The sequence below is a fragment of the Spirosoma pulveris genome (genome assembly GCF_054781875.1).
In genome coordinates this window covers 349,897-366,568 of sequence record NZ_BAAGTO010000006.1, presented here as the reverse complement: position 1 = coordinate 366,568, position 16,672 = coordinate 349,897, and the positions used below count along the sequence as shown (strand labels likewise).

Genomic DNA, 16,672 nt, shown 5'->3' with positions numbered 1-16,672 from the left:
GTGGGGATACCAGCCTGAGCGTAGTTTATTCGGGCGTATACCCGTACTTCTCCTGGCGGATTTTTAGCCACTCTTTTACGGTTCCACCTTTCGAGAAATGCGCATCTTCATCTTCTATTTCCTGATCCCACTCGTAATCGACGGCAAACCGTCCCTGCGCCGAGATGGTCATCTGTAAGTTGTTCGTCGGTGGATTTCCGTCGTTTGCCCGGTTGACAAAGAGAAAGGGGAGTGCCTCAAGTACTTCGTCGGGGAAGTCCGTGGACAACACCTGCGCTTCGCCGGATGCATCGAGGTACGTACCATCGCATTCGGCTTCGTGGCTCGATGCCAGGTAGCGTATGTTGAGTTCAGCTATCGTCCAGGGCTCGGTAATAAGCTCCTGCATGGCCGTTGCCACCAGTTCGTAGATTGTTTCGGTCTTCATTGGCTGTATAGGCGCACGGCTGTCTAAAAAGCCGTTTTACACATCGTTCGCTTGAACGGCCTTCGCGCGCCTTCCCGGATAACACCGTTTTTGACTAAAGTATTCTATTGATTCGCACCTGCGGGTCAGGCAGCTTTGGTTTAGGCTGAGAGGCCCGGCCTAGCCGGTGACTAGGCCCAACGGGGCCCGAGGGTACAAATCAATTCAGTTTGGCCCGGTCGAAATACTGCCGCATGAACAGCATTTGATACGTTACCGCACTGGTCCAGTAGTTCCAGTTATGACCACCGGGGCGGGTAATGTAGTCGTGGGCAATGTTTCGCTCCAGCAGCTTATCGTGGAGGTTGTTATTGACCCGAAAGAAAAAGTCTTCGGTACCGCAGTCGACGATCAGCGACAGCGCCCCCGGCGTGAGCAGATGAAGCATATTGATGACGGTATTCTGCTCCCAGCGCTCCGGAAACTGCGCGTAGGTACCTAATCGCTTGGCCATATCCCAGTTATTGGGAAACGGCCGAATGTCGACCCCGCCACTCATGCTCCCGGCAGCGCCAAAAACCGACTGGTGCCGGAAGGCCAGATAAAGGGCTCCGTGTCCGCCCATGCTCAGGCCCGTAATGGCCCGCCCCGACCGGTTTTTGATGGTCTTGTAATGCCCGTCGACCCAGTTTACCAGTTCATCGGCCACGTAGGTTTCGTATTTGAACGACGGATCGGCGGGACTGTCGAAATACCAGCTCCCGAAATTCCCATCCGGGCACACGATGATGACCTTGTGCAGATCGGCCTCACGGCCAACGTTGGGTGCTTTTTTAGCCCAGTCGCTGTAGTTGCCGCTATAGCCATGCAGCAGGTACACCACCGGAAACGCCTGCCCGGCGGCATACGAATCGGGCGTAATGACCACCGCTTTGATGGTCTTTTTCATAGATGGGCTGTACGTGGCGACGGTATCGACGGTAGCCGCCTGAATCGAGAAATGAACAAAGGCCAGCAGGCCCGCAAGGAAAAAGGTACGCAAGGATTGCATGAGACTAAACAGAAAATAAATACAGCCTGAGTATAGGTCTAACGTATTCCTAAGGAAAGTAGTAAGCTTCTCTACTAACGCAGACAGGCATATTGGAGGCCGCAGACAAAACAAATTTGCGATGAGATAAGATATATACATGAGTCGGAGACTCATTAACCAGGATCAGCCAGCAGACATGACTCAACAGGAACAAGAAAAGGAAAAAGTAGTGCATCAGATTGCCCATTATGACGAGCTAATGGCGTCTTATATTGACCTGATTCAACGCATCAATCAGCCCGGTGCGTCCGACGAAACCAAGGTATTGATTGACCTGGCCAATGAAAGCCTTCAACACTGCCAGGACAAACGGGCCATTTTAACCAGCCATCTAAACACGCTAAACGGGTAGTCGAGGATATTGAGAGGCCTGTATTTCAGGCTAATTGCAATACAGGTTTACCGCATTTAGTTCATGCATAGTTCTCAGATCAAGGTTACAGCAGTTTGTAAAAAGAAAAAGCCCCATACAATGTGTACTAGGGCTTTTTTTAATATTAGTAGTCCCGACGGGAATCGAACCCATATCAAGCGTTTAGGAAACGCTTATTCTATCCGTTGAACTACGAGACCAAAAAAGGAGCGGCCAACCTGACCGCTCGCTTGTAACTGCAAAATTGCCAAAAAACCATCAACCCGCCAAACCATCACCGTACTCCTCGGCCGATTCCGTTAAGGGTACGTTGACCCAGTTGGGGTAAATGAAGAAATGTTTCTCTTTCACCAGTGAATAAAGCAGTTCCCGTAGCTCACCAACGTTCTCACCAGTCTCGGCCGAGATGAACGCTACGTAATCCGCTTTTTGAGACAGGTACGTTTTCTTGAGGTACTCTAAAGCGGTTTTCCGCTGCACAGCCATAGGAATCAGCACCTCTTCTCCACCCTCGAACACCTCATCTTCTTCCGGCAATTCGGCTTTCTCCGTCCAGGAAGCTTTGGGCGAGAACCGGTCCATTTTGTTGAAGACCAGTACCATGGGTTTATCGGCCGCTTTGATGTCGGCCAGGGTTGAATTGACGACTTCAATCTGCTCCTCGAAATTGGGGTGCGATACGTCCACCACGTGAACCAGAATGTCGGCTTCGCGCACCTCGTCGAGCGTCGATTTGAACGACTCGATCAGCATCGTTGGCAGTTTACGAATGAACCCGACGGTGTCGGTCAGCAGAAACGGGATGTTGCCAAGGGTTACTTTACGAACCGTCGAGTCGACCGTCGCGAAGAGTTTATTTTCGGCAAATACATCGGCTTTCGCCAGGGTGCGCATCAGCGTCGATTTCCCGACGTTGGTATACCCCACCAGAGCAACGCGTACCAGACGGTCACGCTCTTTCCGGCGGGTCACACTCTGCTTGTCAATCTTGGCGAGTTTTTCCTTCAGAAAAGCGATCCGGTCTTTCACGATCCGGCGGTCCGTTTCAAGCTCTTTCTCCCCCGGTCCACGCATACCAACGCCCCCTTTCTGGCTGGTCAGGTGACTCCACATGCGGGTCAGGCGGGGATACATATACTGGTACTGCGCCAACTCGACCTGCACCCGCGACTGGGCCGTTTGTGCCCGCATCGAGAAGATGTTCAGGATGAGCAGACTCCGGTCAAGGACTTTTATGTCTTTGAAGCTGTCTTCCAGATTCCGCACCTGTGAGGGCGACAGGTCATCATCAAAAATAACGCAGTCGACCGGATTGTCGAGAATGAACGTCTGTATTTCTTCCAGCTTACCTTTACCAACAAACGTCCGGTTGTCTGGATGTTCGAGTTTCTGGGTAAACGTCTTAATCGTTTTAACGCCCGATGTTTCAGCCAGAAAAGCCAGTTCGTCGAGGTAATCTTTTGTTTGTTCAGCCGTCTGCTTTTGCGTGATTACGGCAACAAGGATAGCGGTTTCGGCTGGTTTATGTGTGTCGACCATGTAGTTTTCGTAAGGTAACCAGGGGGTTATCGCATGAAGGCTCAAGGCGTAAGCCTGTCTGAAAAGCGATTGGCCTGTAAATTATAACGGGCTCTATTCGGTAAAAGTTTCGACTCGGAATGGCCCGTATATCCGGCCGAAACTTATCGGCAGATGGGCCATATCGTCAAGATATGGCCTATCTCGAAGTATCCCTAAACCTGCACGGTTTTCCAGCGTCCCCGACGGAAAACCCAGATAGCCACACCGGCCAGCAACGTTTCGCTGATGGCCACCGACCAGAACACCCCCGGCGGCCCCCAGTTCAGGGTATGCGCCAGCAGGTACGCCAGCGGGATTTCAACAACCCAAAAACACACTATGTTAATGATTGTTGGGGTACGGGTGTCGCCGGCCCCGTTGAGCGACTGGCTAAGCACCATCCCGTAGGCCATGAACAGATAGCCAAGGCAAAACACCCGAAGGCATTCGACGGCTATTTCCACCACCCGGACATTATTGTCGAACAGGCCCACAATGGGCGCTGCGCCCAGAAAAAAACCGGCGCCAACGGCTGCCAGAAAGAGCATGTTGCAGAAAGCCGCCCGCCAGGCGGAGGTCTCGGCACGTTCGGGCTGACCCGCCCCCAGATTTTGTCCCACCAGCGTAGCGGCAGCATTCGCCAGTCCCCAGGAGGGCAGAATGGTAAACACAATGATGCGGATTGCGATGGTATACCCCGCCACCACATCGCTGCCAAAGGTAGACAGTATGCGTGTCAGAAATATCCAGCTGGCCGATCCGACCAGGAACTGGCTGGTTCCTCCTACGGCTATACTCAGCAGATTGCGAATGATGCCCGCGTCGGGTGCCATATCGGCCCGTAAGACCTGAATAACCCCTTTTACCCGCGTCAGGGCGTAGAGTTGATACAATACCCCGATGGATCGGCCAATGGTAGTTGCCACCGCCGAGCCCATTACACCCAGCGCCGGTATGGGGCCAAGTCCGAAAATGAAGACCGGACACAGGACGATGTTGACCCCATTGGCCAGCCATAGCGACCGCATGGCAACGGAGGCATCGCCCGACCCGCGCAAACAACCGCTCAGGGTATACAGCAGCACAATGGCCGGAGCACTCGCAAAGATCATCCGCGTAAACCCGACTCCGTTGGCAATGAGTCGGGCATCGCCCCCCATCAGCCGCAGAATGTCTTCGGCACACAAGAAGCCGATTCCGCCCATCAAAACGCCCATCGTCAGGGATACCAGAATGACCTGCCCCACGGCGGTACCGGCTCCCCGCTGGTTATCCTCCCCTACCCGGCGAGACACCAGCGCCGTAGCCGCCGTACTGAGGCCAATGGCAATGGAATAAACGATGGTCAGCACCGACTCCGTGAGCCCTACCGTCGCAATGGCTTCCGTCCCGATTTTGGCCACAAAGAAGACGTCGACAACGGCAAACAGCGATTCCATCACCATTTCCAGAATCATGGGAACGGAGAGCAGGAAGATAGCCCGATTGATGCTACCGGTTGTAAAATTGGTTTCTGTACCGCGCAATGCGGCCAGGAATAACCGAAAGAATTTGGTCATTGACACAAAGGAAAGCGCAACAGCCCAGTGGCTATTGACAGCGTATGAATGAAGTAAACATGAGCGTAGCTGCCAAATGCACCAGTTGCGTCATAGGCGACGTATGAGTTGGTGGCAGCAACCAGAGAAGAAGTAAAAACCGCGTAGGTTTTTAAGCGAGGAAAATCATCGGCTTTATCGAACCGCAGCAGCGGCTACTGTTAAGACTGCAAACTTACGGTTTTCCTCTCGGGAAAACCAAACCTGTTTGAGTTAACGGTCGATTGGAAGAGGTATCGGCTCGTATACCACCTGCAAAAAGCCCGTTTCGAACGGTTCTGACGTTAGGAGCGTAAACTGTGTTTCTACGGCGTCTGCCCCGAAAAGCGGGATACCAGTCCCCAAACTAACCGGTGCCAGGGTAATGATGAGCCGGTCGATTAACCCGGCATTGAGCAGGACGGTGTTTAACTGCCCGCCACCCACTAACCAGATGTCTTTTCCGGGTTGATTTTTCAGGGATTTCACAAAGATGGCCGGATCGTCAGTCACAAACCGAACATCATTCGTGTCTGTCAGGCTGGCCTGGCGGCTGAACACATAGTTTAGTTTATCAGCATACGGAAACTCCCCTCCAAAACCCAGAATCGTTTGATAGGTTGAATTTCCCATGAGGGTGGTGTCTACCGAAGCCAGGAAGTCAGCATAACCATAATCAAGCTGATCCGGATTAGAAATCGACTCAAGCCAGTCGACGCGCCCGTCGACGCGGGCAATGTAGCCATCAAGAGAGGTGGCGATGTATAAAATGAGCTTTCGCATAGCAAACCAATCCCGCTTTATATCGTTTTACAAAAATGGACTCCGCTACACCTACGATCGATGATCTAGCTAATTTACTAAAAAACGAGCTATCTGTTCACCACTATCCGACAGACGAACAGGGGGGCGTTTATCGTCCGTCGACACAGCCGGTTCAACGGATTGGGTTGGCCCTGGAGCCGTTTCCGGGTTTGGCAAAATGGGTAACGGAGATGGACCTCGACGCCCTGTGGCTGCACCGCCCGTGGCAACTCGACCTAACCCATTTACCACCCGATGTGGGTGTTTTATCCCATCATCTTCCCTTCGACGAAACCCTGACCATTGGGTACAACACCCGGTTAGCCAGCCAGTTGGAAGCCCTTAACCCACCAAAACCACTAGGGTATAAAGCAGACCCCACAACCAAAGAATCTACGTCCAAACGCCCTATTGGAATGCTGGTTGATGTACCCGAACAGGAGTTCGATCATTGGCTGTCTGTCGTTAAAGATCGTTTTGGCGGATACGACCGGGCCGAAGCGGGGCACGGTTCCACGGGCTGGCATCCCGATAGTTCCCGAATTGCGGTAGTAGGCGCTATGACCGATGCGCTCGTCCGGGAAGCCGCCGAACGGGGTGCTCATCTGTATCTGACAGGCGCTTATCGTAAACCGGGCCAGCAGGCAGTTGATGAAACCGGCATTGCGGTGATTGCCGTGGGCCACCGCCGGTGTGAAGAATGGGGGCTGGATGCCCTGGCAACCCTATTGCATGAACAAGGTTCGGTCGATTGCGTAGTGCATCACCAGCCCCTGATAATCAGAGGATAAGTACCTTCATTTAGGATATTATAAAATATCGCGCGGGTCGTCGGCAATGCGCGTGTTATCGTAGAAAGTATCCATCAGGGTCATATCTTCGTCCGAAATGGTGAAATCCAGCACATTGAAATTTTCCTGAATTCGCTCCCGTTTAACCGACTTTGGAATGGTAACCACACCATGCTGCAGGGACCACCGGATCAGGAGTTGGTAAGTCGACTTCCCGTATTTTTCGGACAGCGCAACCAATTTAGGGTCGCCTGCTTTTTGACCCCGAACCAGGGGTGCGTAGCCTTCGGGCTGAATAGTTTTCTGGCGGCAGTAGTCCATCACCTCGGGCAGATAGCAGTACGGACTGAACTCAATCTGATTGATCGCCGGGGTAATCTGCGCTTCGGTAAGTAACTCGTCGATATGTGCCGGGTAATGGTTTGACACGCCTATAGCTCTGGCCCGGCCTTCCGAATAAATTTTTTCGAGTGCCCGCCAGGTTTCGTGACGGTGCTGTTTTATTGGCCAGTGAATCAAGTAGAGGTCAACGACATCGATACCCAGCCGGTCGAGGCTTCGGTTAAAGGCCCGCAGGGTACGGTTATAACCCTGGTCTTCGTTCCAGACTTTGGTGGTAATGAAAATATCGCTTCTCGGAATACCACTGGAGCGTATGGCATCAGCTACTTCGCGTTCGTTGCCGTAAGCAGCCGCCGTATCAATTAAACGGCACCCCACTTCAAGTGCGCATTCGATGGCCGACTGCACTTCATCATTGTGTTTGGGCGCATAGACACCGAGTCCCAACAAAGGCATTTCAACCCCATTATTCAGTGTGGTATATGGTATACTCATCCGGTAGGTTGTTTTCATATGTCTAAGTATATAATAATGAAAAATAACAGGAAGATGTTTCAGAAAAGCGACAATAAGGGAGGCAAACTTGATTCGACATTCCATCGTATGTTTGCTCACCAGTCTCATACTTCCATCACCTTAGGCGTTTATGCAATTATTATACCTGATTGCCAGCCTCGTTTTTATTAGTCAAACTTTGGCATGGTCACAAACCACTTCGTCGTCGGGATTAATGCAGTATTCGGCTGAACTGGGTGGATTAGCCGCGTCGAATGAGCAAAATCCATTCTGGCTGAGGGCCAATCAATATGCCACTACACCCGTACGCGGTTCGTTTGCCACTGTTCGGCTGGGGCTTTCCCGTGCGTATAAGCCACAGCCAGATTCCAGTTCGGCAAAAAAGTCCCGATTCAACTGGGGGTTTGGCCTTTACGCCGTTGCCAATGCCGGTCCCCGCGCTGCATCCGGCCAACCGGCAATTCTCCTGCCCGACGCTTACGTACGTGTTCGCTATGGTGTTTTTGAACTATACGGCGGTAATCGTCGGGAGGTCGCTGGCCTGGGCGATACGCTCCTGACATCGGGCTTTGTGGCCTGGTCGGGCAATGCCATGCCATTCCCTAAAATCCAGCTGCATACCCCCAACTTTGTACCGATTGGTTTTACCAAAAACCTGCTGTCGTTTCGGGTTGGCTACGCGCACGGCTGGCTCATCGATGCCTACATTAAGGATAGCTATCTCCACCAGAAATACCTGTATGGGCGTATTGGCAAGCCAAAGTGGCTAATTCGGGTGTATGCCGGGCTGAACCATCAGGTGCAGTGGGGCGGCCACGCTGACTACCTCATGGGTACACCCCTGGCGATAAACGGAAGTCTTTCCACTTCCTTCCGGGACTACCTCTCGCTCGTCACGGGGCGCTATCCGGATGCGCTTGAAAATGATCGGTTTACGAGTTTCGACGGGACAAATCGGTTAGGCAACCACGTTGGCAGCTACGATATTGCCGTGGAATGGAACGGCAGCAACCACAACTGGTTTCTCTACCACCAGCACATGTACGACGATGCGTCGGGGCTGGCGTTGCAGAATGTGCCCGATGGCCTGACCGGACTGCGGTACCTGAATCGGTCGAACGCCCGTTCCCGATTTCGATTTCAGCACCTATTACTCGAGTGGCTGAGTACCACCAATCAAAGTGGCCCAACCTTCGACCCGACCGCGCGCTATCAGGGGGCGGATAACTACTTCAACCATAGCCAGTATATCCAGGGCTGGTCGTATCGGGAGCGTACGCTGGGTACGCCGTTTATTATGCCACGGCCCGAGCTGGCACCGGAGATCGGGAACACCTATGGCGGCAACGGTTACTACCCCAACAACCGCATCATAGCCTGGTATGTGGGGGGCAGGGGTGCATTCCGGCAAGGCCCAACCCTGACCACCCGCCTGTCGTACAGCCGGAATTTCGGCTCTTACAAACAGCCTTATCCGCAAGTGTTCCACCAGTTTTCCGGCTTATTGATTGCGCAGTGGCCACTTAACCAGTGGCCCGGCACGGTTCTTACAACCTCCGTGGCGATAGACCGGGGTGACCTGTTGCCGGGTAGCGCGGGCGGTTTTTTGAGCGTGAAAAAAGTGTGGTAAACACAATTCGATTCGCAGGAAGTTAAAGTATTTGAAAATTTTTTAATCATATTTTAATCTTTACGAATCCGTTTGGTGCGTGGTCACGTATAGTCAAGTGCAGCAATGAAACGCTGTAACTCGACTTACTTTTCAACGCGAAAAATGATGACTACGCTTTACAGTAAAACGCTTCGACTGTTTACCGGACTACTAGCGGTCGGCTCCTTACTAATCCTGGACGGTTGCCAGGACCACCGGCTATCGCCCGATTCCTCCACCCTGCCCGATGCCACCATTTATGCCCTCAACGACGCCAATCAACTGGTACGGTTGAACATCCGGACGCCCAATGCCCCGATGGCCACAACAACCATCACCGGTCTGGCATCCGGAGAACGAATCCTGTCGATTGATTTCAGACCGGCCACGGGGCAGCTTTACGGCGTTAGTAACATGAGCCGCCTGTTTGTCATCAACACAGCAACCGCCGAAGGACGCGCTCTGACCACTACGCCCTTTACCCCTGCCGTAGCCGGTTCTGTGGTCGGGCTGGATTTTAACCCGACCGTTGACCGCATCCGGCTGGTAACGAATACCGGGCAGGATTTACGCCTGAACCCCGAAACCGGCACAGTAGCCGCCGTTGACGGAAACATCAACGGCGTTTTCGGGGCAATGATTTCGGAAGTTGCCTATACCAACAACCGGGCGGGCTCCACCACGACTACCTTGTACGACATCGACCCCGCAACGGATCGGCTCTACATACAAAACCCGCCCAACAACGGCACACTAACGGATGTTGGCCCATTGGGGTTAGACATTACGGGGTCGGCGGGCTTCGACATTTCGCCAACCGATAACACTCAGGGGCTGGTGGCCGTCATGTTCAACGGCGTTTCGGAGTTACAGCAGATCAACCTGTCGACGGGACGATTGCAGAAACTGGGCAATCTTCCCGGCACCATCATTGGTCTGGCCATCCCAACCGAACCCGTTGCCTACGCCCTTGACGGAGCCAATAACCTGCTCATCTTTAACCCCATGAATCCTGCCCCCGTAACGAAGGCGCTTACCGGTCTTCAACCCGCCGAAGTACTTTACGGGATTGATTTCAGACCCGCAAACGGACAGTTGTACGCCATTGGCAGCAGCAGTCGGCTGTACACCATCAATACATCCAACGGGGCGGCCACAATGGTGGGTGCGGGTCCGCTGAGCACTTTGCTGTCGGGAACGGATGTCGGCTTTGATTTCAACCCCACCGTCGACCGGATTCGGGTCACGACAACCACCGGGCAGAACCTGCGGCTGAATCCGAACGATGGTGCGGTTGCCGCCGTAGATGGCCCGCTCAATCCGGGAACACCAATGGTATCGGCATCGGCTTATACGAACAATTTTGCGGGTGCTACCACAACTACGCTGTATAACCTCGATATTCAGGGCGCTTCGGTTATGCTGGTTCAGCAGAATCCGCCGAACAACGGCACGCTGGTATCGGTAGGTTCATTAGGCTTCATGGCCGAAGCAGCCAACGGATTCGATATTGGCGGCACATCGGGCACCGCCTACGCGCTGCTTCGGTCAAACGGTACAACCCAATTGTATACGATCAATTTAACCACTGGCTCGGCCACGGCGGGGGCATCGCTACCCGGCAACCCAACAATCCGCGGCTTTGCACTCGGGCTAGGCTTCTAATCCCGTTCAGGGTACAAGCACGTACCAAATCCGCTGCAATCCTTCTACTCCCGATGGTCAGACAAACTGGTTCCGCTCACCCGGCCAGGCTGCCTGACCATCGGGAGTATTGTTTTATGACGATGATTTATCCTCCCGGCGGTCGCACCCAAACCAGCAACGTCGCCAATACCGAACTCACCCACGGCGCAGTAAAAAAAGTCTGGTATGGATGACCCGCTTTCCCTAAAAAGTACAAAAGCGTAATCAAGGCATTTCACACCTTTCGGTCTTTTGAAAACACCTCCTGTTCACACACCCACCGTCCTTTTTCAGGACACGTTTGAAATCGGCAACGTTCCCGATAACGATTGCGTGAAAAAATAATCCGGAACGCTTCGTTCACAGAAATAGCGCATTTAATCTTGATTAGGTAATGCCCTGAACAGCCGGTGGGCTGTCGAGTGTATTTCTATGAAAAAGGCAATTTCAACGAAGGTAAACGATCTACCCCACGGTAGCGGCCATGCACCACGGACAGGACGACTTCATCCTCTGGAAACGGGGCGTTTCACGTTAGCAGGCTATAACGACCGATACACAACTTCTTATTCATCTTAATTCCTCCATGAAAAAACCCTTTTTGACCGACAACTTCTTATTGCAAACGGAAACGGCTCAACAGCTCTACCACGAGTTTGCCAAACCCATGCCGATCATCGACTACCACTGCCATCTGCCTCCCGACCAGATTGCCAATGACCTGACGTTCGACAACCTGACCCAGATCTGGCTTTACGGCGATCATTACAAGTGGCGGGCCATGCGGGCCAATGGCGTCGATGAAAGCTATTGCACCGGCAAGCAGGACGACTTCGCCAAATTTCAGAAGTGGACCGAAACGGTGCCTTATACCCTGCGCAACCCGCTTTACCACTGGACACATCTGGAGTTACAACGCTATTTCGGCATCACCGAAACCCTCAATGGGACGAGTGCGCGCCGGATTTACGACAGTTGTACCGAACAGCTCCAGTCGCCGGATTTTTCGGTGCGGAACCTGCTGCGCCGGATGAATGTGGAGACCGTCTGCACCACCGACGACCCCGTCGATTCGCTGGAACACCACCAGAAGCTGCTCGATGCGGGCTTCGAGATCAGCGTACTACCTACCTTCCGGCCCGACAAAGCCATGGCGGTCGAAGATGCTACCGCTTTCAATCTGTATGTTACCCGGCTGGAAACGGCCAGCAACCGGGAGATCAGGAATTTCAACGATTTTCTGGATGCGCTGCGCCAGCGGCACGATTACTTTGCAGCCATGGGCTGTAAACTGTCCGACCACGGACTGGAACAGATCTATGCCGAAGACTACACGGAAGCCCAAATCCACGCCATTTTCAACAAACTCCGGCATACCGGGCAGCCACTGACGCAAGCTGAAGTACTGAAATTCAAATCGGCCATGCTGGTGTATCTGGCCGAGATGGATTGGGAGAAAGGATGGACCCAGCAGTTTCACCTTGGTGCGCTGCGCAACAACAACTCCCGCATGTTGCGCCAACTGGGACCCGACACGGGCTGGGACAGCATCGGCGACTTCTCGCAGGCGCGGGCGCTGGCTCGCTTTCTCGACCGGCTCGACACAACGGATAAACTAGCCAAAACGATTCTCTACAACCTCAACCCCGGCGACAATGAGTTGATGGCGACCATGATCGGTAACTTCAACGACGGTTCTGTAGCGGGTAAAGTACAATTTGGCTCGGGCTGGTGGTTTCTCGATCAGAAAGAGGGTATGGAGCACCAGTTGAATGCGCTGTCCAACATGGGGCTGCTGAGCCGGTTTGTGGGTATGCTGACTGATTCACGCAGCTTTCTGAGTTACCCGCGCCACGAGTATTTCCGCCGGATTCTCTGCAACCTCTTCGGCAACGACATCGAAAACGGCGAACTCCCCGACGACATCGACTGGACGGGCCAGGTAGTTCAGAAGATCTGCTACGGCAACGCAAAATCGTATTTCGGCTTCAGCAGCAAACCAATGGAACTGGCGTTGTAACAAGAGTAACCAGCGTAGTCCGGCAGCGGCCGACCGTCTCCCCGCTGCCGGACTTAGGAACGGGGTTACTCAGCTCCATCGGAAACTGGTAAAGGTGGGCGTCCACTGGTCGTTGGGCATAGTCACAGACTATACCGGGCCATGACTCGGGCTATACCGATTTCGACTGGTTTCGGGTAGAGTCTGTGCCGGGAATAAGCCCTTCGCTTAATTTGCCAGTACTTTTGGTCCCTGCCGGTTGATTTCCGACACGTAGGCTTCGCTGGCGATACCAACGGCCAGGAACGCCTGCTGCATGGCGGCACCTACTTTTTCGGCGGTTTGAGCATCGCGGCTCAGCGCGAACATCGATGGCCCGGAGCCGGAAATGCTGCAGCCCAGGGCACCGTTATCCAGCGCAGCCTGTTTAGCCTCGTTAAATTCCGGAATCAGAATGGCCCGCACCGGCTCAATGATTACGTCGACGAGCGACCGGCTGATAAGGCTATAGTCGGGCGTCATTAAACCGGCGATCAGACCGGCCACGTTACCCATCTGGATAATCGTGTTCTTAAGTGACACTTCGTTTTTCAGGATGAAGCGCGCGTCTTTGGTGTTGACTTCAATATCGGGGTGAACCAGCGTGCAGAACAGTGTGGCCGGGGTTTCGATCTTAATAACGTCCAATGGACTGTAGCTTCGTACCACTACAAATCCACCCAGCAACGACGGCCCAACGTTATCGGCATGGGCCGAGCCACAGGCAATGCGTTCGCCCTCCATCGCAAAAGGCAGCAGCTTCAGAATGGGCAACGGCCGACCCAGCAGCTCATTAACGGCGAAGACACCCGCTACGGCACTGGCCGCGCTGGACCCCAGGCCACTACCCAGCGGCATCTGCTTATGCAGCACAATGTCGAGGCCGAGGTCCGTACGGTCTATGCTCCTGAGATAGGTCTGTATGGCAATACCCGCCGTATTCCGGGCTGCTTCGCGGGGCAAACGCCCGTCGTCGCCGATAATATCTGTGATCCGAACGCCCGGCTCATCGCTGGTTGTCAGTACAATCTGGTCGCCGGGGTTATCGACGGCAAACCCAAAAATATCAAATCCACAGGCAACGTTAGCCACAGTGGCGGGGGCAAATACTCGAATTGAATCCACGATAGAAGGAGCAGCAAAGCGCAAAGGTAGTGATTTGGGCTGAAAATCAGCCGGTGTTCTACCCGGCACCGTTAGTCATCATCGTCATCATCGCCATCGGCAGTTTTGCCGGTTCGGACAAAGGCCCCCCGGCGCGGGGCGGGCATTACACTTTTCTCCCCACGCACCGTTTGCCACACGATCTCGCTGAAAATAAGGTCGTCGATTTCGTCGGGGCGGGTCAGGTTAAAAAGTGACGATCGTTTTGAATTTACGTTGACTGCTACGTTTTTCTGGTTGATATCGATACCGGCTTCACGGGCCGTAAACGGAGCCGGATTAGCCTTTTTATCGAAACAGCGCCACATGGGCGTAGCAGCCGCATCGTACTGGCTCATGGGTTTCAGACCCAGAATCAGCTCGATGGTCCGCAGCAAACCCGAGGTCGAGTACATGGTGTGGTCGACAAAATTACGCTTCACAAAGCCACCGGCCACGAACGCTATCGAGCGGTGGGCATCTACATGGTCGGGGCCGTTCTGAGCATCATCTTCCAGAATAAACACCACCGACTGATTCCAGATCGAACTTTTGGACAGGTGCTCCACGAACCGACCCACGGCCAGGTCATTATCGGCAACGGCAGCATCGGGCGTAGGCATGCCGATGCGGGCTCCCGAGGTGTGGTCGTTGCCAAACCGCAGCGTATTGAACGTTGGCAGTTTTCCGGCGGTCAGCAACTGGTCGAAATCGGTTTCCCAGGCTTCCTCGCGCTTGCTGTCCAGATAGCCCAGATTGTACCCTTTAAAGGTGGGGCAGAACTTCCCTTCCAGCGTTTTGATGTTCGGCTTTTCGTCGTCGGCAAACCAGCCGTAACTCCGGAACGATATGCCCGCCCGCTGGCAATGGTCCCAGATGAAGCCATCGCGCGGGTGTGCTATTTCCTTCTGCCCTTCGTAATCGTACGTTCCTCCCCGACCGCCGTAGCTGGTAACCCAGTTCTTCTCGACATAATCGTTGGCGTAAGCCGCCGACGACCAGTTGTGCCCGTCGGCACTAACTTCGGCATCGACGTAGAAGTTATCCAGCAGCACAAATTCTTTCGCCAGCGCGTGCTGGTTCGGCGTTACCTTTTCGGGAAACAGGCACAGCGATGCGTCGCCGTTGCCTTCTTTCATATCGCCCAGAATCTGGTCGTAGGTGCGGTTCTCCTTGATGATATAAAATACATATTTGATGGGCGACTTATCTCCCACCCGCATTGGAATGGGGTTGCCGGCTTCCCCCTCCGCCTGCAGCTCCTTGCTTTTTGTGTAGGGCGTGTTGGCATACACCAGCCGCGAATAAGCCGCCAGCGTTTCGGCATCCGGCGTGTCGATGATGGAGAGCGTCCCTTTGAACAGACCCGCGATATACTGAACGGGGCCAGGGTTGGCCTGCGGATTGGGACCGACCTGCTGCGGGGTACGCGTCCGCACCGGATTGGGCCCTTTTGGATTGGCTTTCGAGGAAAACCCTTTGCCGTTGGTCACGTAAAGTTTGGAACCGATCACCTTTACCGCCGTTGGGTACCAGCCCGTCGGGATGAAGCCGCTGGATTGGCTATGCCCTTTACGGGCGACATCGAACACCGCCAGACAGTTATTATCAGCGTTGGCGATGTAGAGCGTATTCTCGTCGTCGCTCAGAGCCAGACCGTTAGGCGTAGTACCAACGGGGGCATTGGGAAAGAGCGAGGTCGTGAGCGTTTCAATCACCTGCCGCTTCGCGACGTCGATGAGCGCCACGGTATTGTCGTTGCCATTCGCAACGTAGAGGTATTTACCGTCTTTGGTAAGCAGCAGGTCGTTGGGATTCTTGTTCGTCGGAATCTTAGCGGTTATCGTCTGCTTGTTAACATCCACGACCAGCACGCTGGCCCCACCCCAGGACGAAATAAACAACTCATTCTTATCCGGCGACAGCTTACAGGTGTAAGCTGCAGCGCCGATGTTCAGTTTGTTGAGTACCTGCCGGGTTTTGGTATCGGCGATGTACAGCGAGCTATCTTCTTTCGTGACGATGTAAATTCTATTCTTCGCATCATCAATGCACAGGCCCGTCGGTGAAATTTTAACCGGCCAGGGTTTTCCCAGGACAATCGGCTCGTCGGGCACCAGTTGTTTATTCTCGATTTTATAGACCAGAATCCGGTTGTCGTTCCCACCCGACGCGTAGAGCCGTGTTTCGTCCTGGCTGAAGGCCAGCCCCAGGTACGACTTACCGACTTTGGCGGTATCAACAATCTGCTCCGTACCGGCATCGATCAGCGTAATACTTTGGGTACTCTGCCCATTGTTGGTTACAGCCAGGTATTTTCTGGAGGGCGAAACCACCAGATTCAGGGGAAGATCGTCGAGGTCGAGGCTCCGGCCCGGCGGTGTCAGGGCCCATCCGTTGGGTAGGTTGACCCGTTTAGCGGCCAGTTCCTGGTACGTCTCAGCTTCTTCCGAAGACGCGGTCGTGTTGCCCGCCCGGTGGCAGCCCGCCACTACGGCCAGCATCAGACTAATGCCGCAGAGTACTGTCGAAAAGGTTTTCATTCGATTAAGAGGGTTAATAGAGTCAGTAAATGCGTTTTACGAGATTGCTATATTTTCCGTGGTGTCGGGTTTGAAAACCAGGCGAACGAAGTTTTGAGAAACCTCACCGTGTCAGTTTCTTAAAACTGACACCACAGTGCTACCGTAGA

At 53.7% G+C, this 16,672-nt stretch carries 14 protein-coding genes and 1 tRNA gene; 6 read left to right on the top strand and 9 right to left on the bottom strand.

The features are described from left to right. Positions 1 to 25: 25 nt before the first annotated feature. Positions 26 to 427 (bottom strand): hypothetical protein, encoded by a 402-nt coding sequence (locus tag ACYVJM_RS21180; RefSeq protein WP_461150228.1) that lies wholly within the window; start codon positions 425 to 427, stop codon positions 26 to 28. A gap of 199 nt (positions 428 to 626) precedes the next feature. Beyond that, complete coding sequence (locus ACYVJM_RS21175; protein WP_461150227.1) at positions 627 to 1,457, bottom strand: alpha/beta hydrolase; 831 nt, start codon at positions 1,455 to 1,457, stop codon at positions 627 to 629. Positions 1,458 to 1,596: 139 nt separating this feature from the next. Between ACYVJM_RS21175 and ACYVJM_RS21170 the strand changes: the two genes are divergently transcribed. Further along, positions 1,597 to 1,851 (top strand): hypothetical protein, encoded by a 255-nt coding sequence (locus ACYVJM_RS21170; protein WP_461150226.1) that lies wholly within the window; start codon positions 1,597 to 1,599, stop codon positions 1,849 to 1,851. 149 nt (positions 1,852 to 2,000) lie between these two features. Here the strand turns inward: ACYVJM_RS21170 and ACYVJM_RS21165 are convergent. The 4 genes from ACYVJM_RS21165 to ACYVJM_RS21150 form a co-directional block, all read right to left on the bottom strand. Then, positions 2,001 to 2,072 (bottom strand) — tRNA-Arg (locus tag ACYVJM_RS21165). Positions 2,073 to 2,130: 58 nt separating this feature from the next. Beyond that, a complete protein-coding gene (gene hflX, locus ACYVJM_RS21160; RefSeq protein ID WP_461150225.1) occupies positions 2,131 to 3,411 on the bottom strand; it encodes a GTPase HflX in 1,281 nt (426 codons plus the stop codon). 194 nt (positions 3,412 to 3,605) lie between these two features. After that, complete coding sequence (locus tag ACYVJM_RS21155; protein WP_461150224.1) at positions 3,606 to 4,991, bottom strand: MATE family efflux transporter; 1,386 nt, start codon at positions 4,989 to 4,991, stop codon at positions 3,606 to 3,608. A gap of 252 nt (positions 4,992 to 5,243) precedes the next feature. Next, complete coding sequence (locus ACYVJM_RS21150) at positions 5,244 to 5,792, bottom strand: dihydrofolate reductase family protein (protein ID WP_461150223.1); 549 nt, start codon at positions 5,790 to 5,792, stop codon at positions 5,244 to 5,246. A 35-nt stretch (positions 5,793 to 5,827) separates the two neighbouring features. Between ACYVJM_RS21150 and ACYVJM_RS21145 the strand changes: the two genes are divergently transcribed. Then, entirely contained in the window at positions 5,828 to 6,604 is a 777-nt protein-coding gene (locus tag ACYVJM_RS21145; protein ID WP_461150222.1) for a Nif3-like dinuclear metal center hexameric protein, read from the top strand. Between the two features lie 18 nt (positions 6,605 to 6,622). On the opposite strand, the gene ACYVJM_RS21140 is transcribed toward ACYVJM_RS21145, so the two are convergent. Further along, positions 6,623 to 7,459, bottom strand: a complete 837-nt coding sequence (locus tag ACYVJM_RS21140; RefSeq protein ID WP_461150221.1) for an aldo/keto reductase — start codon at positions 7,457 to 7,459, stop codon at positions 6,623 to 6,625. A 133-nt stretch (positions 7,460 to 7,592) separates the two neighbouring features. Here ACYVJM_RS21140 and ACYVJM_RS21135 point away from each other — a divergent pair, with 133 nt between their 5' ends. The 4 genes from ACYVJM_RS21135 (at position 7,593) to uxaC (ending at position 12,819) form a co-directional block, all read left to right on the top strand. After that, positions 7,593 to 9,092 carry a capsule assembly Wzi family protein gene (locus tag ACYVJM_RS21135; protein ID WP_461150220.1) on the top strand — a complete coding sequence of 500 codons (1,500 nt, stop codon included), beginning with the start codon at positions 7,593 to 7,595 and terminating at the stop codon, positions 9,090 to 9,092. Positions 9,093 to 9,239: 147 nt separating this feature from the next. Continuing rightward, a complete protein-coding gene (locus ACYVJM_RS21130) occupies positions 9,240 to 10,778 on the top strand; it encodes a DUF4394 domain-containing protein (RefSeq protein ID WP_461150259.1) in 1,539 nt (512 codons plus the stop codon). Between the two features lie 53 nt (positions 10,779 to 10,831). Then, the gene (locus ACYVJM_RS21125; protein ID WP_461150219.1) at positions 10,832 to 10,993 is read left to right on the top strand and encodes a hypothetical protein; all 162 of its coding nucleotides are present in this window, start codon (positions 10,832 to 10,834) and stop codon (positions 10,991 to 10,993) included. 392 nt (positions 10,994 to 11,385) lie between these two features. Further along, positions 11,386 to 12,819 carry a glucuronate isomerase gene (gene uxaC, locus ACYVJM_RS21120; RefSeq protein WP_461150218.1) on the top strand — a complete coding sequence of 478 codons (1,434 nt, stop codon included), beginning with the start codon at positions 11,386 to 11,388 and terminating at the stop codon, positions 12,817 to 12,819. A 207-nt stretch (positions 12,820 to 13,026) separates the two neighbouring features. Here uxaC and ACYVJM_RS21115 read toward each other — a convergent pair whose 3' ends face one another. Together ACYVJM_RS21115 and ACYVJM_RS21110 are read right to left on the bottom strand one after the other, a co-directional pair. Continuing rightward, entirely contained in the window at positions 13,027 to 13,962 is a 936-nt protein-coding gene (locus ACYVJM_RS21115; protein ID WP_461150217.1) for a homoserine kinase, read from the bottom strand. 71 nt (positions 13,963 to 14,033) lie between these two features. After that, the gene (locus ACYVJM_RS21110) at positions 14,034 to 16,523 is read right to left on the bottom strand and encodes a bifunctional YncE family protein/alkaline phosphatase family protein (RefSeq protein ID WP_461150216.1); all 2,490 of its coding nucleotides are present in this window, start codon (positions 16,521 to 16,523) and stop codon (positions 14,034 to 14,036) included. Positions 16,524 to 16,672 lie beyond the last annotated feature (149 nt).